General features: G+C 74.0%; 17 protein-coding genes. 5 read left to right on the plus strand and 12 right to left on the minus strand.

Annotation, left to right across the window (positions count from 1 at the left end; translation table 11 throughout):
- Window positions 1-142: 142 nt before the first annotated feature.
- Window positions 143-832, minus strand: coding sequence for an MBL fold metallo-hydrolase (locus O7595_RS29865; protein WP_269731678.1), 690 nt, complete (start codon window positions 830-832; stop codon window positions 143-145).
- A gap of 97 nt (window positions 833-929) precedes the next feature.
- Entirely contained in the window at window positions 930-2,294 is a 1,365-nt protein-coding gene (locus O7595_RS29870) for a dipeptidase (protein WP_269731679.1), read from the minus strand.
- A 139-nt stretch (window positions 2,295-2,433) separates the two neighbouring features.
- Here O7595_RS29870 and O7595_RS29875 point away from each other — a divergent pair, with 139 nt between their 5' ends.
- Window positions 2,434-3,732 carry a geranylgeranyl reductase family protein gene (locus tag O7595_RS29875; RefSeq protein WP_269731681.1) on the plus strand — a complete coding sequence of 433 codons (1,299 nt, stop codon included), beginning with the start codon at window positions 2,434-2,436 and terminating at the stop codon, window positions 3,730-3,732.
- A gap of 272 nt (window positions 3,733-4,004) precedes the next feature.
- On the opposite strand, the gene O7595_RS29885 is transcribed toward O7595_RS29875, so the two are convergent.
- From O7595_RS29885 to O7595_RS29900, 4 genes are all read right to left on the minus strand, one after another.
- Window positions 4,005-4,322: a DUF6332 family protein gene (locus tag O7595_RS29885; protein WP_269731682.1), complete on the minus strand. Its 318-nt coding sequence runs from the start codon at window positions 4,320-4,322 to the stop codon at window positions 4,005-4,007.
- A gap of 415 nt (window positions 4,323-4,737) precedes the next feature.
- On the minus strand, window positions 4,738-5,478 hold the full coding sequence (locus O7595_RS29890; protein WP_269731683.1) for a maleylpyruvate isomerase family mycothiol-dependent enzyme: 741 nt from the start codon (window positions 5,476-5,478) through the stop codon (window positions 4,738-4,740).
- Between the two features lie 92 nt (window positions 5,479-5,570).
- Complete coding sequence (locus O7595_RS29895) at window positions 5,571-5,708, minus strand: hypothetical protein (protein ID WP_269731684.1); 138 nt, start codon at window positions 5,706-5,708, stop codon at window positions 5,571-5,573.
- A complete protein-coding gene (locus O7595_RS29900) occupies window positions 5,687-6,976 on the minus strand; it encodes an MFS transporter (RefSeq protein WP_269731685.1) in 1,290 nt (429 codons plus the stop codon). Before O7595_RS29900 ends, O7595_RS29895 begins: the two co-directional genes overlap by 22 nt.
- A 246-nt stretch (window positions 6,977-7,222) precedes the next feature.
- Between O7595_RS29900 and O7595_RS29905 the strand changes: the two genes are divergently transcribed.
- Window positions 7,223-8,449 carry an ROK family protein gene (locus O7595_RS29905; RefSeq protein ID WP_269731686.1) on the plus strand — a complete coding sequence of 409 codons (1,227 nt, stop codon included), beginning with the start codon at window positions 7,223-7,225 and terminating at the stop codon, window positions 8,447-8,449.
- 319 nt (window positions 8,450-8,768) lie between these two features.
- The gene (locus tag O7595_RS29910) at window positions 8,769-9,587 is read left to right on the plus strand and encodes an SAM-dependent methyltransferase (RefSeq protein ID WP_269731687.1); all 819 of its coding nucleotides are present in this window, start codon (window positions 8,769-8,771) and stop codon (window positions 9,585-9,587) included.
- 270 nt (window positions 9,588-9,857) lie between these two features.
- Here the strand turns inward: O7595_RS29910 and O7595_RS29915 are convergent, their stop codons facing one another.
- Both O7595_RS29915 and O7595_RS29920 read right to left on the minus strand, forming a co-directional pair.
- Window positions 9,858-10,379: an ATP-binding protein gene (locus tag O7595_RS29915; protein WP_269731688.1), complete on the minus strand. Its 522-nt coding sequence runs from the start codon at window positions 10,377-10,379 to the stop codon at window positions 9,858-9,860.
- A 200-nt stretch (window positions 10,380-10,579) separates the two neighbouring features.
- The gene (locus O7595_RS29920; RefSeq protein ID WP_269731689.1) at window positions 10,580-10,927 is read right to left on the minus strand and encodes a hypothetical protein; all 348 of its coding nucleotides are present in this window, start codon (window positions 10,925-10,927) and stop codon (window positions 10,580-10,582) included.
- Between the two features lie 182 nt (window positions 10,928-11,109).
- On the opposite strand from O7595_RS29920, the gene O7595_RS29925 reads away from it, so the two are divergent.
- On the plus strand, window positions 11,110-12,225 hold the full coding sequence (locus tag O7595_RS29925) for a PLP-dependent cysteine synthase family protein (RefSeq protein WP_269731690.1): 1,116 nt from the start codon (window positions 11,110-11,112) through the stop codon (window positions 12,223-12,225).
- A 203-nt stretch (window positions 12,226-12,428) separates the two neighbouring features.
- Here the strand turns inward: O7595_RS29925 and O7595_RS29930 are convergent, their stop codons facing one another.
- From O7595_RS29930 to O7595_RS29940, 3 genes are all read right to left on the minus strand, one after another.
- Window positions 12,429-12,908 (minus strand): SRPBCC family protein, encoded by a 480-nt coding sequence (locus tag O7595_RS29930; RefSeq protein ID WP_269731691.1) that lies wholly within the window; start codon window positions 12,906-12,908, stop codon window positions 12,429-12,431.
- Between the two features lie 283 nt (window positions 12,909-13,191).
- Entirely contained in the window at window positions 13,192-13,647 is a 456-nt protein-coding gene (locus O7595_RS29935) for an SRPBCC family protein (protein ID WP_269731692.1), read from the minus strand.
- Window positions 13,644-14,507, minus strand: coding sequence for a DeoR/GlpR family DNA-binding transcription regulator (locus O7595_RS29940; protein WP_269731693.1), 864 nt, complete (start codon window positions 14,505-14,507; stop codon window positions 13,644-13,646). Before O7595_RS29940 ends, O7595_RS29935 begins: the two co-directional genes overlap by 4 nt.
- 222 nt (window positions 14,508-14,729) lie before the next feature.
- Here O7595_RS29940 and O7595_RS29945 point away from each other — a divergent pair, with 222 nt between their 5' ends.
- Window positions 14,730-17,231 carry a hypothetical protein gene (locus tag O7595_RS29945; RefSeq protein ID WP_269731694.1) on the plus strand — a complete coding sequence of 834 codons (2,502 nt, stop codon included), beginning with the start codon at window positions 14,730-14,732 and terminating at the stop codon, window positions 17,229-17,231.
- Here O7595_RS29945 and O7595_RS29950 read toward each other — a convergent pair.
- Entirely contained in the window at window positions 17,201-19,621 is a 2,421-nt protein-coding gene (locus O7595_RS29950; RefSeq protein WP_269731695.1) for a right-handed parallel beta-helix repeat-containing protein, read from the minus strand. The genes O7595_RS29945 and O7595_RS29950 overlap by 31 nt on opposite strands.
- Window positions 19,622-20,012 lie beyond the last annotated feature (391 nt).

A 20,012-nucleotide genomic window follows, 5' to 3' on the forward strand; every position in this document is an offset into this window, starting at 1 on the left:
CGGGGCGCGAGCGTCCGGTGCCGTCCGGTGCGTCGAGTCGGCCGGGCGGTCACCCGGCGCACGTCCGCCGGGCGGCCCGGCTCGTGACACGCGCGCGGGCTCGCGCCCGGCACCGAGCCGTGCCGGCCGGTACCGTCCCGCGTCACGTCGCGCCCTCGGCCGCGTGGCTCAGGACGGCGGCCGCGTCCTCCGTGAGCGGGTCGCCGTGCCCGAAGCACACCGTGGACGGAGCCAGGGACGCCAGGCGCCGCACCGACTCCACCGCCCGTTCACGGTCCACGTTGAAGACGCCCGGCATGACCCGCCCGACCCCCGCGACCGCGTCCCCGGTGAACAGGACGCCGTGGCGCGGCAGATGGACCGCCACCGAGCCGTCGGTGTGGCCCGGGACGTGCACCACCCGGGCCCCGCCGCCGAAGTCCAGCTCGTCGCCGTCCTCCAGCTCCCGGTCCACCCGCACCGGCGGCGCCACCGGGACCGTGAGGGCGTGCTCGTACAGCGGGCGTTCCCAGTCCAGCAGCACCGGTTCGGGCACCGGCACGGTGCCGCGGATCACCGGAGCGTCCAGCCGATGGGCCAGCACCTCGGCTCCGAACCGGTCGGCGAGTTCCCCCGCGGTGCCGATGTGGTCCCGATGGCAGTGCGTCAGCACGATCCGGCGCAGCTCCACCGGGCCGTCACCGAGCGAGCGCACCGCCCGCTCGACGGCCGGCGCGGCGGTCACGTCCCCGGCGTCGATCAGGGTGAGTTCGTCGCCGTCGCGCCACAGGTAGGCCTGGCCGACGCGGAAGCGGAACATGTGCAGCCGCGGCAGCACCTCGATGACGTCCATGCGGCGAAGGTACGCGGCCGACGCCGTCGGCCGCCCGGGTCCACGCTCTCGGCGAGCTTCGCCGAGAGCGTGGACCGCGGGCCGTTGGTGGTTCGCGTCAAGCCTGCCGGGAGCGCGCGTAGTTCACCAGGAAGTGCGCCTCGGCCACGGACAGGCGCTCCAGCTCCTCCGGTGAGACGCTCTCGTTGACGGCGTGGATCCGGGCGTCCGGCTCGCTCAGCCCGATCAGCAGGATCTCCGCCGCCGGGTAGAGCTCCGCGAGCGTGTTGCACAGCGGGATCGAACCACCCATGCCTGCGGCCTGCATCTCCTGGCCGGGGTAGGCGATCCGCATGGCGTCGGCCATCGCCGTGTACGCCGGGCTGTGCACATCGGCGAGGAACGGCTGGCCCTGGCCGACCTGCTCGATGCTCACCCGAGCGTTCCACGGCGTGTGCTTCTCGATGTGGGCGAACAGCAGCTTCGTCGCCTCGGCGGCGTCCTGGCCGGGCGGCACCCGCAGGCTGATCTGCGCACGGGCGCTCGCCGGTACCGACGGGGTGGCTCCCGCGACGGGGGAGCAGTCGATGCCGATCACCGTGACGGCCGGGCGCGCCCAGATCCGGTCGGCCACCGTGCCGTTGCCGATCAGGTCCACACCGTCGAGGACGTTGGCGTCCGCGCGGAAGTCGGCCTCCGGGTACTGGAGTCCTTCCCAGGCGGTGTCGGCGTCGAGCCCTTCGACCACCGTCGATCCGTCCTCGGCGCGGAGCGAGTCCAGGACGCGGATCAGCGCCGCCAGGGCGTCGGGGGCGGCGCCGCCGAACTGCCCGGAGTGCAGATTGCCCGCCAGGGTGTCGATCGTGACCCGGATCATCGTCATACCGCGCAGCGTCGCGGTGACGGTGGGCAGTCCCACCCGGAAGTTTCCGGCGTCGCCGATGACGATCGTGTCGGCGGCGAGCAGGTCCGGATGCGCCTCGGCGTACCGTTCGAGGCCGCCGGTGCCCTGCTCCTCGGAGCCCTCGACGATCACCTTGACGGAGACGGGCACCCCGCCGTTCGCCTTCAGGGCGCGCAGCGCGAGCAGGTGCATGATGAAGCCGCCCTTGCAGTCGGCGGCGCCGCGTCCGTACCAGCGGCCGTCGCGCTCCGTCAGCTCGAACGGGGGCGACACCCACGCCGACTCGTCGAGCTTCGGCTGCACGTCGTAGTGCGCGTACAGCAGGACGGTGGGAGCGCCCTCGGGGCCGGGCAGGAAGCCGTACACGGACTGCGAGCCGTCGGGGGTGTCGAGCAGCGCCACGTCCTGGAAGCCCTCGGCGCGCAGCGCGTCCGCGACCCAGTTCGCGGCGGCCTCGCACTCGCTCCTGGGGGCCACCGCCGGGTCCGCCACCGATTCGAACGCGACCAGTTCCGCGAGCTCCGCCTTCGCGCGGGCCATCAGGGACGCGACGGTCTCGGCGATCGGATTCGCGGTCATGGGCACGCTCCTTGTGGGTGCGACGTTGTGTGTAGTGCGAAGGTACGGCGATCCTCCCACAGCGGGACGGGCGGGGGCCGCGCCGTAGGATGCCGTGGAGACCTTGGGCCGAGCGTCGGATCGGGAGCAGAAGCACATCGTGAGCAGCGAGAACGCAGATGCCGTCAACGGGCGGGACGAGCCGGTGTGGGACGTCGTCGTGGTCGGCGCGGGTCCCGCGGGAGCTTCGGCGGCCTACGCGGCCGCGGTGGCCGGCAGACGGGTGCTCCTCCTGGAGAAGGCCGAGCTGCCTCGCTACAAGACCTGCGGCGGCGGGATCATCGGTCCCTCGCGGGACGCACTGCCGCCCGGTTTCGAACTTCCCCTGAAGGACCGGGTGCACGCGGTCACGTTCTCGATGAACGGCAGGCTGGCCCGTACCCGGCGTTCGCGGCGGATGCTGTTCGGGCTCATCAACCGCCCGGAGTTCGACGCGGCTCTGGTGCAGCACGCGGAGAAGGCCGGCGCCGTCCTGCGCACCGGTGCGACCGTGTCCCGGGTGGAGCAGCACGGACCGGCCGTGCCCGACCGCCGCACCGTCGCGGTCGTGCTCGCCGACGGGGAGACCGTCCTCGCCCGCGCCGTGGTCGGGGCGGACGGCAGCGCCAGCCGCATAGGAGCCCACGTCGGGGTGAGGACGGACCAGGTGGATCTGGGGCTGGAGGCCGAGATCCCCGTGCCCGCCACGGTCGCGGAGGACTGGGCGGGCCGGGTGCTCATCGACTGGGGCCCGATGCCCGGGAGTTACGGCTGGGTGTTCCCGAAGGGCGACGTGCTGACGGTCGGGGTGATCTCGGCCCGCGGCGAGGGTGCCGCCACCAAGCGCTATCTCGAGGACTTCATCGCCCGGCTGGGCCTGGCCGGGTTCGAGCCGGCCGTCTCCTCCGGTCATCTGACCCGCTGCCGCAGCGACGACTCGCCGCTGTCGCGCGGGCGGGTGCTGGTCTGCGGTGACGCGGCAGGACTGCTGGAGCCGTGGACCCGGGAGGGGATCTCCTTCGCGTTGCGCTCGGGCCGGCTGGCCGGGGAGTGGGCGGTGCGGGTCGCGGAGGCGAACGACGCCGTCGACGCCCGCCGCCAGGCGCTCAACTACGCGTTCGCCATCAAGGCGGGGCTGGGTGTGGAGATGGGCGTCGGCCGGCGGATGCTCGCGGTGTTCGAACGGCGCCCGGGAATCCTGCACGCGGCGATCACGGGTTTCCGTCCGGCCTGGAAGGCGTTCTCGGACATCGCACGAGGGGCCACGACGCTGGCCGGCATCGTGCGGACGCACGGGATCGCCCGGCGTGCCCTGGAGGCCATGGACCGCTCCCGCCCCGTGCCGTCGGCCCCGCGGGACGGGACGACGGACGCCGCGAGTGGGGACGACGGGACGGACGGGGCGCGGGTCACGCCCTGATCACCGGCCGTGCGGTGATCACCGTGCGCCGTGCGACCCGGGCGTGGCGGCCCGTGGCCGGGGGGTCACCGCTCCGTGGGGGGGGCTCGCCCGCACGGGGACGCCGCTCCACGGGGATCAAGGGCCCGTGTGCCTCGTGGTCAGCCCGCTCGTGGTCAGGACGCACGTCAGCCGGACGACGGTGAAGCCGGCGCCCGGGACCGCGCCCCGACTCGTCGTCCTCGCCCATGAGTCGGGGCCGGTCCGGCTGGGCTGATCGCCGCCTGGGCAGCTCAGCGGTCACCGGCCGATTCGGTCCGATCGGACCGAATCGGTCGACCGGGCCGGCCGGTCCGGTCAGGCGAGTCGCGTCGGCCCGCCTCTCGGGAGAACCGCCGCAGAACCGTCACCACCCGCAGCGGGAAGACCAGCGCCGCCGCTGCCACGGCGGCGAGGAGCAGCCCGCGCTCGACTGCGTACGGCATGGCGAAGATCAGCTTCGGTCCCGCGATCGCCCCGAACACCGCCGCCGCCGCGAAGGCCGCGCTGAACAGCGCGTACCCGATCTCGACGGTCATCTCGTCCCGCTGTGCCTGTGTACGTTCCCCCATGCGGGGAGTGTCCCAGGGCGGCGGCGAGTCAGCCAGGGCGCCGTTGTCCCGGCTTAACGGTCGGCTTGATGAGGACGGCCTGGTGCCCCGGGGCATGTGCAGCGAGCACCGGCGCAGGGTGCGGGTGGTGCTCATGGACGAGGGACGCGGGTGCCACGCGCCGGTGCAGCCGCTGGGCGGGCGGAGCTGCCCCGGATGCCGGCGGGCCGGACGGCCCGCCGGCATCCGGGCGTTCGCTCGGCCTCGCCCGCGGAGGGCCCCAGGGGCGCGGTTTCCGCCGGTGCGACGGGCGCGGAAGGTGTCCAGGCAGCCGGGCGCGGGGCCGCTCGGGCGCGCTGTGCCAGGGCGGGCACGCGGGGCGGTGGTCCCCGGTGGCCGGTATCGGCCGGCCCAGGGGCGCGAGCCCAGGCGACGCTCAGGCCCAGGTGATCGCCGAGTTCTCCCGCCACAGCCGGGCGAGCTCCTCGTCGCCGACCAGCGTCACGTCCGTGACCGGAAGCCGGTTCCACAGGACGAGGTGGAGCCGTTCTGCGGGACCGCTCAGCTCGCAGTCCGCGGGCCCTTCCGAGGAGCGGTCGGTGCGCGGTGGTTCGGCCGACAGCCGTACGGTCCACACGTCGCCGGTGTCCGTGGCCCGCACCCGTAGGACTTTCGGTGCGTCGCTCCTCACCCGGCTCCGCCGGCGGCCGTGGAACGCGCACAGCAGTTCGTCGATGCCGTCGGCGGCCAGCCGCTCGGGTACGGGGCCGGGTTCACCGAGCGCGGCCTCGGCGTCCACACGGTGGACGGCCGTCTCATGGGCCTGGCGGCGCGCCCAGAAGGCCAGCGGGGAGGGCGCCGGCAGGAAGGTCCAGCAGTCGAGGTCGGCCGGGGCCCCGGACAGCGCCTCCACGAGCAGACCGTGTCCCTCCCCGAACCACTCCAGCAGCGCGGTCCCGTCCAGATCGGGCTCGCCCGCGTCCGGGCGGTACTCCGCGTACCGCTCGGTCACGAACGCCGTCGCCCAGCGGTGCACCGTGCCGGTGTGCCGCAGCAGGTCCCTGACGTGCCACCCCGGGCAGGTCGGCACCGCCGCGTCCGGCCCCGCTGCCTCGGCGGCTCCGGCCAGCAACCGGCCCTCCGTGCCCAGGTGCTCGATCAGTTCGGCCGTCTCCATGGCGGGCATTCTGCCGGCGGTGCGTCGACAGTGGGACACCGCCCGGGAGTTCGGTCCGGAGCAGGTGGGCCGGGAGACGGCGGGAGTGTCCGTCAGGCACCGTGCGGCCGCGGCGAGAGCGGTCGCTCCGCCCGCAGCAGCCGTACGGACAGGCCGAGCGCGACCGCCTGGACGAGTACCGGGGCCTCCGCGTCGGCGTCCCTCCGCGTCAGGGCGACTCGCTCCGGCACGGCTCCGCTCCGGCGGGCGACGCGGCGGCGAGCGCCCGCCGGTCCCCGGCCCGCTCCTCCGCGGCAGTTCCGGCCGGAACCCGGCGGACGGCGTAACCGATCACCGAGGCCGTGGCGGCGAGCGCGGCCACCGTGGTCAGTGCCACCGGCAGCGAGGACCAGTCGGCGATGAAGCCGATCGCCGGAGGCCCCAGCAGCATGCCGCCGTAGCCCAGGGTGGAGGCGGTGGCCACACCGCCGGGCCCGGCGAGCGTGCCCGCCCGCGCCACCGCGACGGGAAAGATGTTCGCCAGTCCGAGTCCGGTCACGGCGAAGCCCAGCAGGGCCGGCCAGACCGTCGGCGCCAGAGAGCCGAGCAGCATGCCGGCGGCCGCGGTCGCGCCGCCCGCGACCAGTGTCCGGGTCTGGCCGAGCCGCTCCAGCAGCGTCGTGCCGGAGAGCCGTCCCGCCGTCATCGCCAGGGCGAACACCGAGTATCCGGCAGCCGCCACCCCCGGGTGTGCCCCGAGATCCTGCTCCAGGTGGAGCGCTCCCCAGTCGGCCAGCGCTCCTTCGCCGTACGCGGTGCACAGGGCGATGACGCCGAAGACCACGACGAGCCGTCGCGCGCGGCGGGAGGGCCGGACCGGGTCGTCTCCGTGCTCGCCGGGGGACGCGGTCCGGCCGGTGCCCTCGTGGACGGCGGGAGAGGGGTGGCGCAGCAGCACCGGTCCGGCCGCGGCCGTGACGGCGAGCCCGGTGACGGTGAGGAGGAGCAGGTGCGAGGACGCCGAGAGGCCCGCGGCCACCAGTCCGCCGAGGCCGGCGCCGATCATGCCGCCCAGGCTGAAGGCGGCGTGGAAGCCGGGCATGACGGGCCTTCGCAGCGCCGCGACCAGGTCCACCGCGGCGCTGTTCATGGCCACGTTGATCCCGCCGTAGGCGGCGCCGAACACCAGCAGCACCAGGCCCAGGTCGAGCGCGGAGTGCGTCTGTGCGGGCAGCGCGATGCCGAGCGAGAGCAGGACCGCGGCCGCGACGGTCAGTGGATGGCTTCCGAAGCGCCGGCACAGGCGCCCGGTGAGCGTCATCGTCACCACGGCCCCGGCGGACACGCCGAGGAGGGCGAGGCCGAGGTCGCTCGCCGAGGCGCCGGTCTGTTCCTTGATGGCGGGGATGCGGACGACCCAGCCCGCGAAGAGGAAGCCGTCGAGGGCGAAGAAGACGGTGAGCGCGATCCGGAGCCGGGTGAGAGAGCGGGACGAGGAGGGTTTGTTTAGTGGCGGCACAAAATCAGGATAGGGGCCACCGCCGCCCCCGCACGAACGCGCCGACCGACCCGGGCCCGCGCCCGCACGAACGCGCCGACCGACCCGGGCCCGCGCCCGCGGAACCCGCGTACTCCGGGCCGGGCCGCGCGGGGGCCCGGGGGACGGAGGCCGCGTCCGGGACCGCCCGGGGAGCCGCTCTCCGCCTGCACGGTGATGCCCCGACGGAACGTCCCCCGGTCTGCGGGATCATGGGAGACTTCGCCCATGAACGGCAAGGCGACGAGCACCCGGACGCGGCTGGATCGAGGCCGCAGCGCCCTCGGCCCCGCACTGGAACTGGTCCACACGGGCCGCGCGCCCACCCGGGCCGTGCTGACCGCCGAGCTGGGCGTCACCAGGGCCACGGCCGGTGCGGTCGCCGCGGAACTGGAGGCGCTCGGTCTCATCCGGGTGGACTCCCGGCCCGGAGCGGCCGCCGGCTCCCAGGGCCGTCCCTCCCACCGTCTCGCCGTGGACGAGAACGGCCCCGTCGCCCTCGCCGCCCAGGTGCACGCCGACGGGTTCCGGGCCGCGCTGGTCGGACTCGGCGGCACGATCGTCGCGACCGCGCCCGGCTGCGTCACGGTCTCCGCCGATCCCGCGCAGGTGCTCGGCGAGGTCGTCGAGGCGGGCGCGGAACTGCTGGAGGAGACCGGCCGGCGCTGCGTGGGCGCCGGGCTCGCCGTGCCCTCCGCCGTCGCCGAGCCCGAGGGCACCGCCCTCAATCCGCTGCATCTCGCCTGGCCGGCAGGCGCTCCGGTCCGTGACATCTTCGCCGACCGCGTGCAGACGGCCGGCATCACGGGACCCGCCTTCACCGGCAACGACGTCAACCTCGCCGCCCTCGCCGAACACCGGCACGGTGCCGGCCGCGGAGCCCAGCACCTCCTCTGCGTCGCCACCGGGCACCGCGGCGTCGGCGGAGCGCTCGTCCTCGACGGCAGACTGCACACCGGCAGCTCGGGCCTGGCCCTGGAAGTGGGCCACCTCACGGTCAACCCCGAGGGGCGCGCCTGCCACTGCGGCAGCCGAGGCTGCCTCGACGTGGAGGCCGACCCGCTCGCGTTCCTCACGGCGGCCGGCCGCGACCCCGGCCCCGAGGTCTCCCTGCTCCAGCAGGCCAGGGACCTGCTGCGCACGGAGTACGACGATCCGACGGTGCGGGCGGCGGCCGAGGAGATCGTCGACCGGCTGGGCCTCGGGCTCGCGGGGCTCGTCAACATCCTCAACCCCGACCGCATCATCCTCGGCGGCCTGCACCGCGAACTGCTCGACGCCGATCCGGAACGCCTGCGGGCCGTGGTCGCCGACCGCAGTCTGTGGGGCCGGAGCGGCGGTGTGCCCATCCTGCCGTGCACCCTCGACCACAACAGCCTGGTGGGCGCGGCGGAACTGGCCTGGCAGCCGGTGCTCGACGATCCGCTGAGCGCGGCGGCGCAGCGCGTTTCGTGAGCGCCCGCGAACCGTGAGGCCGGTGTGCGGTGCGGCGCCCGGCAACTCCGGGCGTGGCCGGGAGTCGGTTCCGATCGCCTGCCGAGGGTCGCGTCTGCGCCGGGTGTGGCGTCCGGGACGTTCGAGCCGTCGGAGACCGGCCCCAGGAGGGTCCGCGGCCCAGTGGCAATCAACGGTGCCCGGGACCAGGGGTGTCGGGACCTCCGTGCCGACGGCTGTTCCGCTCCGGCACCAGGCCCTCGACACGGGCCGACCGCCGTAGCGCCGCCGCCGGGCGCCCCGGCCAGGGCCGACACGCCTGAGGCCCAAGGGAATTCGGATGCGACCACGGGACGGTCGCCGTACGGTCCACGGCATGGCCGACGAAGATCTTCCGCCCCGCCTGACCCGCCTCACCTTCCACGGACCGCTGTCCGAGGAGCGTGCCGACCGGCTCGTCGCGCGACTCGCCCGCCGGGAGCCGGCCGGCGTGCTCGACATCGGCTGCGGCTGGGGCGAGTTGATGCTGCGGCTTCTGGAGGCGGCGCCCGGAGCCAGGGGCGTGGGGATCGACCTGAACGGGGACGACCTGGCCCGCGGACGCCGCAGCGCCGAGGAGCGCGGGCTCCTCGGGCGGGCCCGGTTCCTCGAGGAGTCCGCCACCAACACCCCGCACGGACCCGCCGACGTCGTGCTGTGCGTGGGCTCCGGCCAGGCGCTGCTCGGTCCGGACGGTGCCGGTGCCTCCGGGGCGCTCCCGGCGACCACCGCCGCGCTCCGCGCGCTGCGTTCACTGGTGGTCCCGGGCGGGCGCGTGCTCTTCGGCGAGGGCTTCTGGCAGCGCGTTCCCGCGCCGGAGGAACTGGCCGCGATGTGGCCGGACGCCCGGGCCGACGACCACCTCCTGCTGGCCGATGTCGCCGAGGCCGCCACCGCGGCCGGATTCCGTGTCGAGGCGATCGAGACAGCGGGCGAATCGGAGTGGGAGGACTTCGAGTCGGGCTATCTGGCCGACGTGGAGGAGTGGCTCGCCCGCAACCAGGGACACCCGCTCGCCTGCAGCACCCGCGAGCGGGTGGACCGTCACCGGGCGAGCTGGCTGCGTGGTTACCGGAACGTGCTGGGCCTCGCCTACCTCACGCTGATCCCGGTCGCTTGACCCCGGCGTACCCGTACTCCCCGGGCCGTACGCACACCGCCGCCGGCCGCCCGACGACCGGAACGTCCCTCCGGCGTGACTCGCGTGACGTACGGGGCGCGCGGGACGAGCGGTTCGTGACGTACGGGCCGCGCGGGACGAGCGGTTCGGGCCGCATGTGAAGGGTGGCCCCGTCTGACGCCCGCGCCCCGACCGGCCGTCCCGGACTCCGGGACGGCCGGTCGGGGCATGGCCTGGTCGTTGCACCGCGGGCCGGCCCGCGGTGTCGGTTCAGGTCGCCACGGCCGCCCGCACCGGGGCACGCTCCCGCGGCTCGGCCTCGACGACGGGGAAGGGGGTGGTGGCAGCACCGAACACCGCGGTGACCGCGTACGGCGCCGGTGCCGACGGGGCCGGGAGTGCCGTGGGGAGCGTGAACCAGACGACTTTGCCCGCGTCGCCCTTGGGCAGCACTCCCCAGCTCTCGCTCACGGCCTCGATCAGCGCGAGTCCACGGCCGGTGGTCTCGAGCGGTCCCGCGGACCCGAGCATCGGTATCCGGGGGTCGTGGTCGTGCACCGATACGGTGAGCCGGTCGAAGAGCAGCTCCATCTCCACGGTGCACAGTTTGTCGGGCTGTGCGTGCCGGTGGACGTTGGTCAGGAGCTCGGTGACGCCGAGAGCCGCCTGGTCGATCAAGCGATCGAGCTGCCAGTAGCGCAATTGCGCCGACACGATTCTGCGGACCTGACCGATCCGCGACGGAAGAGCCTGAAGCTCCACCGTGCAATGCCTGCTTGCCTCGCTGATCACGGCTGCGACTCCCCGAATGAGGTCCGGAAGAAGACGAAGGATCGGATCCAGCAGTTGGCTGCTGTCTGCTGTCTGTGCCGGCGGGACTGGATCGCAGTGTCACCGCCGGTGAACCCTGAGTGATGAATCAAGAGTGAACCCGGCGTGACGCCTCCGCAACTCCGCGCACACGCGGCGCAGGTGGGGGACGGTTCGGCGGCTCAGCCGGGTCCGCTCCCGGCCTTGCGGAGCACCTCCAGGAGGCGGCCGGTCAGCGCCTCGTCGCCGAGTCCCCGCTGGGCGCCGCTCAGCGTCAGCCGGTAGCGGGTGCCGTTGACCGTGGCGACCGCGCTGTCGCCGCTTCCCGCGAACCAGGGCCTGCCCACCCTGACCGCCTGCACGGGCGCGCTGTCGATGACCCGTCCGTAACTCGTCAGCAGGGCGAGTGTGCCGCCCTCGACCAGGACCTGACCGGCCGTCGTGAGCGACCGCGGCCAGCGCTCGATCCGCACACCCGTGGCGCTGAACTCCGGCTCCGACATGGCTGCCGTGAACTCCGCATCCGACATGGCCGCCCCCTTCGCGCCCGTTCCTGCACCTCAGTCTGCACAGGCACCCGGACAGGCACCAGAGCGCCTCCACGCCGCTTCCACAAGCAACCCCTATGGAACCCCAAAGGCAACGTTTGTGCAGGTGAGGGGCTTATCGTGGACAGTGGGAAGCGTCGGTCTGAGAGTGAGGAGCGGGGCGCATGACCACTTACGAGGCAATGGCCACCGTCGATGTGGACCGCAGCGATCCCGAGTACCGGGCCTGGCTCAAAGAAGCCGTACGGAAGGTGCAGGCCGATGCCAACCGCTCGGCCGACACCCATCTGCTGCGCTTCCCGCTGCCCGAGTCGTGGGGCATCGATCTCTACCTCAAGGACGAGTCCACCCACCCGACGGGGAGCCTCAAGCACCGGCTGGCGCGATCGCTCTTCCTGTACGGGCTGTGCAACGGCTGGATCCGGCCGGGCAAGCCGGTCATCGAGGCGTCGAGCGGTTCGACCGCCGTCTCCGAGGCGTACTTCGCCAAGCTGATCGGCGTGCCCTTCATCGCCGTGATGCCTCGCACCACCAGTGCGGAGAAGTGCCGTCTCATCGAATTCCACGGAGGCCGGTGCCACTTCGTGGACGACTCGCGCAAGATGTACGAGGAGTCCGCGACCCTCGCCGCCCGTACCGGCGGGCACTACATGGACCAGTTCACCTACGCCGAGCGGGCGACCGACTGGCGCGGCAACAACAACATCGCCGAATCGATCTACCAGCAGCTGAAGTTGGAGCGCTACCCGGAGCCCGCGTGGATCGTGGCCACCGCCGGTACCGGCGGCACCTCGGCGACCATCGCCCGCTACGTCCACTACATGCAGTACGACACCCGGGTCTGCGTCCCCGACCCGGAGAACTCCTGCTTCTTCGACGGCTGGACCCGGGGCGACGCGCTGGCCACGAGTGACTGCGGATCACGTATCGAGGGCATCGGACGGCCCCGCATGGAGCCGAGCTTCGTGCCCGGAGCCGTCGACCGGATGATGAAGGTGCCCGACGCGGCGACCGTCGCCGCCGTGCGGGCACTGGAGAAGGCCATCGGCCGCAAGGCCGGCGGCTCCACCGGCACGGGACTGTGGAGCGCGCTGAAGATCGTCGCGGAGATGGTGGCGGCGGGTGAGCAGGGGAGTGTCGTGACCCTGATCTGCGACCCCGGCGACCGCTACCTGGACAAGTACTACTCCGACGACTGGCTGGCCGGGCAGGGTCTCGACATCGCCCCGTACACCGCCGCCATCGAGGAGTTCCTGGACTCCGGCGTCTGGCCCGGCTGACCCCTGAGGCGTCTCACCCGGAGGCGGCTGCCCGGGAGACGACCGGCTGCGGCCCGGCTGATGGGGCTCGGCCGAGTGGGGCCCTTCGCCGGACGGCGGTCCGTCAGCTCCGCGGAGCACCGGCGCGGCGGCGCGGACGCCGGCTCCGCGGCCCGGCGGCACGGACGGGCCTCCGCGCCGCGCGGTCTCCCGGCGTCAGCCGGTCACGCCGCGGGCGAGGTGAGCCGCCGGTCCAGGTTGCGCACCGCATCACGGAAGGCGCGGCCCACGGCCGGTTTTGCGAGCCCCGTCAGGAGACGCAGCGGAGCGGTGCCGTCGACCGCCATCGTCCACCGCACCCGGGTTCCGGAGCCGGCGGGAGCGAGCCGCCACTCCTCGAGCATCGCCCGCATGCCCGGGGCGTTGGTCTCGTCGATGCGGTACGCGTAGCGCTCACCGGGCTCCCTGCTCATGATCGTCTCGCGGAAGCGCGTACCGCCGCGCAGCCGGACCTCCCGGCCCCGTCCGCCCTGGGTCGGCCGGGCGGATGTGACGGCCCTGAACCAGCCTGGCCAGCCCTCGACGTCCTCCGCGAGCGCGCGGTACACGGCCTGGGGGTCGGCCCGCACCTCCCCCGTGAAGACCAGCCGGACGGGTGCGGACTCGGCGAAGTCCAGTTCCACGGGCCTGAGTCGGTGAACCATGAACGGTACCTCCGGGGACAGCAGCGCAGGAGTGGTCGAAGGGGACGAGGGCGAGGCGACCGGGCATCCAGGGAGACCGGAAGCGGGCGAACGACGGACGGGAAGAGCGGTGGACGGCAGAGGGGCAAGCGGGCGAACGACGGACGGGAAGAGCGGTGGACGGCAGAGGGGCAAGCGGGCGAACGACGGACGGGAAGAACGGTGGACAGCGGACGGGGGAACGGGGAACGGGGCGGGGCGGCCTGGCGGGCCCGCACACGACGACCGGCGACCCGTCAGACGGTCACCGTTCCGGCGGATCCGGGCCACGGTCCAGCAGACCGCCCACCGCGCGGCCGAAGACCCGCTGCCCCGCCCGGGCCAGTAGCGGGCCCGCCGCAGCCGGCAGGCCCCGTACCCGCAGCTCCTCCGTCCAGGTCACCACCGACCCGGCCGGGGACTCCCGGACCTCGATCTCCGCCCAGCCCAGTACGACCCGGCCGCGCTTCTCCAGCCGGCAGTGCCCGGGCCGTCCGGCCGCCGGCGGCTCCCAGCGCACGATTTCCATCGGATCGTCGAAGTGCGCCCGGCCCACGCCCGTACGGGCCACGAACAGGGTGCCCTCGCCGCTCGGGCCTTCCGTCACCACGGAGATCCGCGTCAGGGGCACCTGCGCGGCATGTGCGGGCCAGTCGGTGAGCCGCCGCCATGCCTCCCCGGCCGGCAGTGGCGTGGCACGCACCACCCGGAAGACCGTCATTCCGGCTGCCCCTGCCGCTCCGGCTGCTTCCACGGCTCGTCGGGTCCACCGGCGACCACCAGTTTCGGCAGGTGCTCGGCGATCTCCTCGCGTGCCCTCTCCGGCAGCCCCGAGTCCGTGACCAGCGTGTCCACCTCGTCCAGCCGGGCGAACGAACTCAGTCCGACCGTGCCCCACTTGGTGTGGTCCGCGACGACCACCACCCGGCGGGCCGAGCGGACCAGCCGACGGTTGGTCTCGGCCTCCGCCAGATTGGGCGTCGACAGCCCGGCCTCCACCGAGATGCCGTGGACCCCCAGGAACAGCACGTCGAAGTGGAGGGAGCGGATCGCCTGATCGGCGACCGGACCCACCAGCGAGTCCGAAGGGGTGCGCACTCCTCCCGTGAGGACCACCGTGGGGGCGCCCGGAGGCGGCCCGGAGGTCCCGCCCGACCGCTGGGCCGTGTGGAACACATCGGCCACCCGCACCGAATTGGTCACGACCGTCAGACGGGCGACGTCGAGGAGGTGGTGGGCCAGCGCGTATGTCGTCGTGCCGCCCGAGAGGGCGACGGCGCTCCCCGGGACGACCATCTCCGCCGCGGCGCGGGCGATGTCCTCCTTGGCTCGGAGCTCCAAGGACGACTTGGCCTCGAAACCGGGTTCGTGCGCGCTCGCCTGGGCGACCGGCACCGCACCCCCGTGCACCTTCTCCAGGACGCCTTGCCGGGCGAGGGCGTCCAGGTCGCGGCGCACGGTCATGTCGGAGACGTTCAGCCGGTGGGTGAGTTCGTTGACCCGCACACCGCCGCGCCGCCGCACCTCGTCGAGGATCACAGCACGACGCTGCTCCGCCAGGAGGTTCTGATTGTCGCTCACCGCCGGGGCCGGTCCTTCCGTTTCACGGTCGGGTTCGCTGCCGAGCCCGCTTTCGCCGGGTCCGCCGTTCACCGAGGATCCTCATCCTCCCACGGTGGCTTCGCCCCGGAGGCGGGAAGAATCGGTGGAGGGCACGCGGCGCTGCTCCGTGTTCCGGGATCCTGGTCGCGCCGCAGATCCTCCCACCGCCGTGATCCCGCCGGCAGAGAGCGAGCCGCAGAAGTGTCCCCTGCCACCCCGGACCCCGCGCCGCAGCCCGGCGGAGCCGCACTGGAACTGCTGGTCCACGGCGTCGGTGGAGCCACCCCGCAGGACATGCTCGGCGATCCCCGCACGGTCCGGGTCACCGGCGACGCCACGGCCGCCGTGTACCGTCGTACCGACGACTCCGACGCCGAGCACCGCCCCGACCGCGATCGCGACGGGCCGATCCCCGAGGCGTACTGCTGGTCCAATCTCACCTCCGGCAACGGGGCCAGGGCCCTGTGGCTGCTCCTCCTGCCGTTCATGGTCGTCAACCTGGCCCACTGGATGCGGCCCGCCACCACGGGCGCGGCCCGGACCTTACGGTTGTACGGGATGCTCGTCCGGCTCGTCGCGCTCAGCCTGACGGTGCTGTTCACCGCGGCGGCCTGCGAGGTCGCCCTCGACCTGACGGCGTGGCAGTGCGCCGGCTCCGCCCGTTGCTCCCGGGACGGTTCCTGGATCGGTTTCCTCTCCGCCTCCAACGACGGCTGGTGGTCCCAGCCCGGCCGCCGGCTCTCCCTCGCCGCCCTGCTGCCGGTCGCCCTGGTGGGCCTGCTGTGGTACCTGTCCAACCGCACCTGGAGCGCCTACGAGGCCCAGCGTCCGCCGAACCCCACCGCCACGCCACTGCCCACCGCTGCCTCCGCTCGCCCACAGGGCGAGGACTCCGGGGCCACGGCGAGCGGTCACGACGCCTCCGGCCCCGAGGCCGGCCGGCTCCGCCCGCGCCCGGAGGCCGGCGGCGGCTCTCCCGGGACCGGGAACGGCGAGGGCCCCGCCCTCACCGCGCGGACCGTCCGGCCCGCGCTCGGCCGGCCGGGGTTCTGGTACGGCCGCCGGCTGGTCGCCCGGCTGCGCGCGGCGCACACCGCCGCCGGGTTCCTGGTCATCGCGGCAGCCGTGACCGGCGCCGCCGCGCGCCACGACCGGAGCGCGGGCGTCCGCGCCCTGGAGGTATCCGGCTCGGTCCTCGAGGCGGTACTGGTCCTCGCCGGCGTCTTCGTCGTCGCCGTCGTCATCCGCCGCGGACGCAGTGAGGAGGTCGTCGACGACCGGATCGACCGCGCCGTCGTCCGCTGGCTGCCCTGCGCCTCCCTCGTCCTGCTCGCCGTCGCGATGGTGTACGGGTCCTGGTCACGCCCCGGCTGGGCGTCCCACGGAACGCTCCCCGGTGAGGTCGCCTTCCGCGTCATCGCCCTCGCCCAGGGGGCGCTCGTCGTCGTACTCGCCGTCGCCGCGCATCTACTGCACCGCCGCGCCCGCCACGGCCGCGCCGCCCTGCGGGGTCTGGGCGGTCCCGCGGTCGCCCTGCTCGCCTGCGCGCTCGGGGGCGTGATGACCGGCGGCGTCGCCCAGCGGGTCGCCGACTGGCTCGACGGGTCGGGCACCCCCGGGGAGGGGGAGGGGGCGATCCCGGGGCCGCCGGTGCTGCTGAGCTGGCAGGCGTCCGTCATCCCCGTCCTGCTGCTCCTGCTGCTGGTGCCGCTCTGCGTCCTCGGCATGCGGACCTGGCGGACGGCGCGGGCCCTCGAGGACCGCGTCGAACAGGACTATCCGGACGAGCGGCCCGACCATGTGCGCACCCGCCGGATCGCGGGCACCCGCGCCCGGGCGGGTCTCACCGACGCCGCGCCCGCCGTCCTCGGCATCGTGTGCGTCGCGACGCTGCTGCTCGGTGCGAGCGCCGTCGCCGGGGCGTGGGTCAGCGCGGAGGTCCCGGGCGAAGCCTTCGACCGGGCCCACCCGGTCGTCGAGGCGGCGGCCGACGTCGCGCAGGCCCTCGGCTCCTGGTTGATCGGACTGCTCTTCATCCTCTTCGTCACCTGGGGCAGGCGTGCCTACCGGGACGCCTCCGCCCGCCGCACCATCGGCATCCTCTGGGACGTCGGCACGTTCTGGCCGCGCGCCGCCCACCCCTTCGCACCGCCCTGCTACGCCGAGCGGGCCGTTCCCGACCTCACCTGGCGCATGGCGTCGTGGACGTCGGCCACCGGGGGACGGCTGGTGATCTCCGGCCATTCGCAGGGCAGCGTGCTGGCCGCCGCCGCGGTCTGGCAGCTCACCCCGGCCACCCGCCGGCGCGTCGCCCTGCTCACCTACGGCTCACCGCTGGAACGGCTCTACGGCCGCTGGTTCCCCGCCTACTTCGGTGCGGTGCAGCTGCGCGGGCTCCACCGGGAACTGCACTGCTGGCGCAACCTGTGGCGGCACACCGACCCGATCGGCGGCCCGGTCCTGCTCCCCGCCGAGGACGGCAAGCCCGAGGTCGACCGGGAGGCACTCAGGGACCCCGTGGTGTACGGGCGCACGGACACCCATCCCCTGCCGGAACCCGTTCTCGGCCACTCCGACTACCAGGCCGACCCGGCGTTCGCCGAGGAACGCCGGGCACTGCTGGAACGGCTGCCGCCCGCGCTGCCCCGTCAGCGCGACGGGGCGGCGCGGGCTCAGGGCAGTTCGGGCAGGTCCTCGGGGTAGAGCAGCGTCAGGTCGTCCGTGCTCGGCTCGGTGAGCTCGGCGACCCGGCCCGCGTGCCGTTCGACCATCGACTCGAAGGTCTGGCGCGCGGTCCGTCCGTTGCCGAACGCCGGGCCCTTCGGCAGTGCCCTGAAGTACTTCCGCAGGGCCTCGGCCGTGCCCTCGGCCAGCCGGTACTCGTGCTCCTCGGCCTGCTGCTCCACGATGCGCAGCAGTTCGACGGGGAGGTAGTCGCTGAAGGTGATGGTCCGTGAGAAGCGGGACGCCACACCGGGGTTGACCGAGAGGAACCGCTCCATCTCGGCGGTGTACCCGGCGACGATCACGACCACGGCGTCCCGGTGGTCCTCCATCAGCTTCACCAGCGTGTCGATGGCCTCCCGGCCGAAGTCCCGGCCGGAGTCCTCCGGGGAGAGGGCATACGCCTCGTCGATGAACAGCACCCCGCCGCGGGCCCGTTCGAAGGCCTCCTGGGTGCGGATGGCGGTGGATCCGATGTGCTCGCCCACCAGGTCGACCCGGGACACCTCGACGAGATGGCCGCGCTCCAGCACCCCGAGGGACGCCAGGATCTCGCCGTACAGCCGCGCCACGGTCGTCTTGCCGGTGCCGGGGGAGCCGGTGAACACCAGATGGCGGCGGACCGACGCGGCCTTGAGGCCCGCCTCCTGGCGGCGCCGGCCCACCTCGATCATGTTCGTGAGCGTCCGTACCTCGCGCTTGACGCTCTCCAGGCCGACCAGGGCGTCCAGTTCCCCCAGCACGGCGTCGGACGACCTGGCCGCCGTCGGGGTCGCGGGCGCGGTCGCCGGGGCGGCGGGCTCGGGTTCGGCGGTCCGCTGGCCGGGGATCACGGGCAGCAGCCCGGGGGTCCGGGCGACGGTGGCCACTGCCGGGGCCGTCACGGGCGGAGCCGAGCGCACACCGCTCTCGTCGCTGGTGCAGTCCTCCACGGCCGTCCCGTCCTCGGGGTACTCGTATCCGCCGCGGGCGCACCGCTCCGTGCGGCAGCGCGTCAGGGTCGTACGGCAGCCGTCCATCACGTGGAAGCCGTAGCCTCCGCTGCCCGAGACCCGGCAGCCGTCGAAGGTGCCGCGACCCTCGGCGGAGACGTAGAACCCGGCCTCGGCCGGCGAGGTGACCGTGCACCGTTCGATCGACGGGTCCGCGCCCTTGGTGACGATGACGCCCGTCTGGGCGCCGTCGATGGTGCAGTTGCTGAGCGTGCCGCCGCTGCCGTGGTCGCGGAACCAGGCCCCGGTGGAGGCCTCCCGGACACGGCAGTCGTCGAGCTGGGCGGTGGCCCCGTCGCTGACGGACACGGCCGTGTTCCGCACCTGCGTCAGATCGCTGTCGACCACGTCGGCACGCGAACCCCGATCCAGGACGAACAGGGCGTCCGGGACGTCGTGCACGCGGCAGGACTCGAGCACCGCGGTCGCGCCGTCGCTGACCCACACCGCCGGGTAGTCGCCCGTGCTGTCGTGGATCTCGCACTGGTTGGCGTCGACGCGGGTCCCCGGGTCCCACACCGAGAGGCCGTTGCGGCCGAACCGCCGCACCGTGGAGCGGGTGAGCGTGAGCACCGAACGCGACCTGAGGTCCACCGCGTTCTCCGGTACGTCATGGATGTCGCAGTCGGCGAGGGTGAGCACCGCGTCGGTGTCGAGCGTGATGCCGTCGGAGGAGGTGCGGTGCACCCGCGAGTCCGTCAGATGGGCCGTCGCCCGCGACGTGACCTGCATGCCCGCGCCCTTGACCTCGTAGACCTCGCAGCCGACCGCCTCCAGCGAGCTGCCCTCGCCGGTGACGCTCAGCCCGGTGCCGGAGGCGTGGTGCACCCGGCAACGCTCCAGCCGCGGGTGCGCGCCGCCACGTACCGACACCCCGGACTGCCCGGCGGCGACGACCTCGCACTCCTCGAACACCCCGCCCGCGCCGTCCAGTACGCCGATCCCGACGCCGGCCGGATTGTCCACCGTGCACCTCCGGACCGTCGGCCGGGCCGCCCCGCGGACCTCGATGCCCGCCGCCGAGCGCGTCACGATCCGCAGATCCGCAAGCTCGGGGGCCCCGTCCTCGACGAGCAGCGCGGGCGCCGTGGCGTCCTGCCCCTCGACGTGCAGGTCCTGTACGGTCGCCGACGCGCGCACCGTCAGCGGCACCCCGTCGGAGGGCGCGATGCGCACCGAGCCCGCCGATCCGTCCGTCCCGCGCAGGGTCACGGCACGCCGCAGTACGAGGTTCTCCCGGTACGTGCCGGGAGAGACGGTGAGGATGTCGCCGTCGGCCGCCGCCTCCAGGGCCGCGGCGAGGGAGGCGTACTCACCCGTGCGGCGCCGCCACCGCGATGTGCCGGTGTGCGTCACCTGGACCGTGCCCTGTGCCATGGTGCTGCTCTGCCCCCACCTCGTGCGTCGGTCGCGCCCGTGCCGCGCGTCGCACCACCGTAGCGTGCGCGGGAACCAGGGGTTGACCGGTCAGCTGCCCGCGCCCGTGCGGCCCGGGTCGGGACCGTCTCTCGCCCACTCGCGGTCGAGCGCCGCCTACCGCCGCTGCACCAGTCGCCGTACGACCGGCCGCGGGGCGGCCTCCACGAGTCCCGCCGCCGCGGTGGCCGCACCGATGCCCGGCCCGCACGGAGCGGTCCCGCGCGGTGTCCGCGTCCGCCGGGCGGGTCACGGGTCGCCCCGCCGGTCCGTCCGAGTCCGGATGGTGTCGCCGGGACCGGTCGTCGGGACGGCTGTGGTCACCCTGCCGCTGCGCCCGGTACCGTCCGGC

The organism is Streptomyces sp. WMMC940 (assembly GCF_027460265.1).
Taxonomy (GTDB): domain Bacteria; phylum Actinomycetota; class Actinomycetes; order Streptomycetales; family Streptomycetaceae; genus Streptomyces.

Coding starts and splice junctions, on each gene's coding strand:
- O7595_RS29865 (WP_269731678.1), bottom strand. CDS start 832: ATGGACGTCATCGAGGTGCTGCCGCGGCTGCACATGTTCCGCTTCCGC.
- O7595_RS29870 (WP_269731679.1), bottom strand. CDS start 2,294: ATGACCGCGAATCCGATCGCCGAGACCGTCGCGTCCCTGATGGCCCGC.
- O7595_RS29885 (WP_269731682.1), bottom strand. CDS start 4,322: ATGGGGGAACGTACACAGGCACAGCGGGACGAGATGACCGTCGAGATC.
- O7595_RS29890 (WP_269731683.1), bottom strand. CDS start 5,478: ATGGAGACGGCCGAACTGATCGAGCACCTGGGCACGGAGGGCCGGTTG.
- O7595_RS29905 (WP_269731686.1), top strand. CDS start 7,223: ATGAACGGCAAGGCGACGAGCACCCGGACGCGGCTGGATCGAGGCCGC.
- O7595_RS29910 (WP_269731687.1), top strand. CDS start 8,769: ATGCGACCACGGGACGGTCGCCGTACGGTCCACGGCATGGCCGACGAA.
- O7595_RS29920 (WP_269731689.1), bottom strand. CDS start 10,927: ATGTCGGATGCGGAGTTCACGGCAGCCATGTCGGAGCCGGAGTTCAGC.
- O7595_RS29925 (WP_269731690.1), top strand. CDS start 11,110: ATGACCACTTACGAGGCAATGGCCACCGTCGATGTGGACCGCAGCGAT.
- O7595_RS29930 (WP_269731691.1), bottom strand. CDS start 12,908: ATGGTTCACCGACTCAGGCCCGTGGAACTGGACTTCGCCGAGTCCGCA.
- O7595_RS29935 (WP_269731692.1), bottom strand. CDS start 13,647: ATGACGGTCTTCCGGGTGGTGCGTGCCACGCCACTGCCGGCCGGGGAG.
- O7595_RS29950 (WP_269731695.1), bottom strand. CDS start 19,621: ATGGCACAGGGCACGGTCCAGGTGACGCACACCGGCACATCGCGGTGG.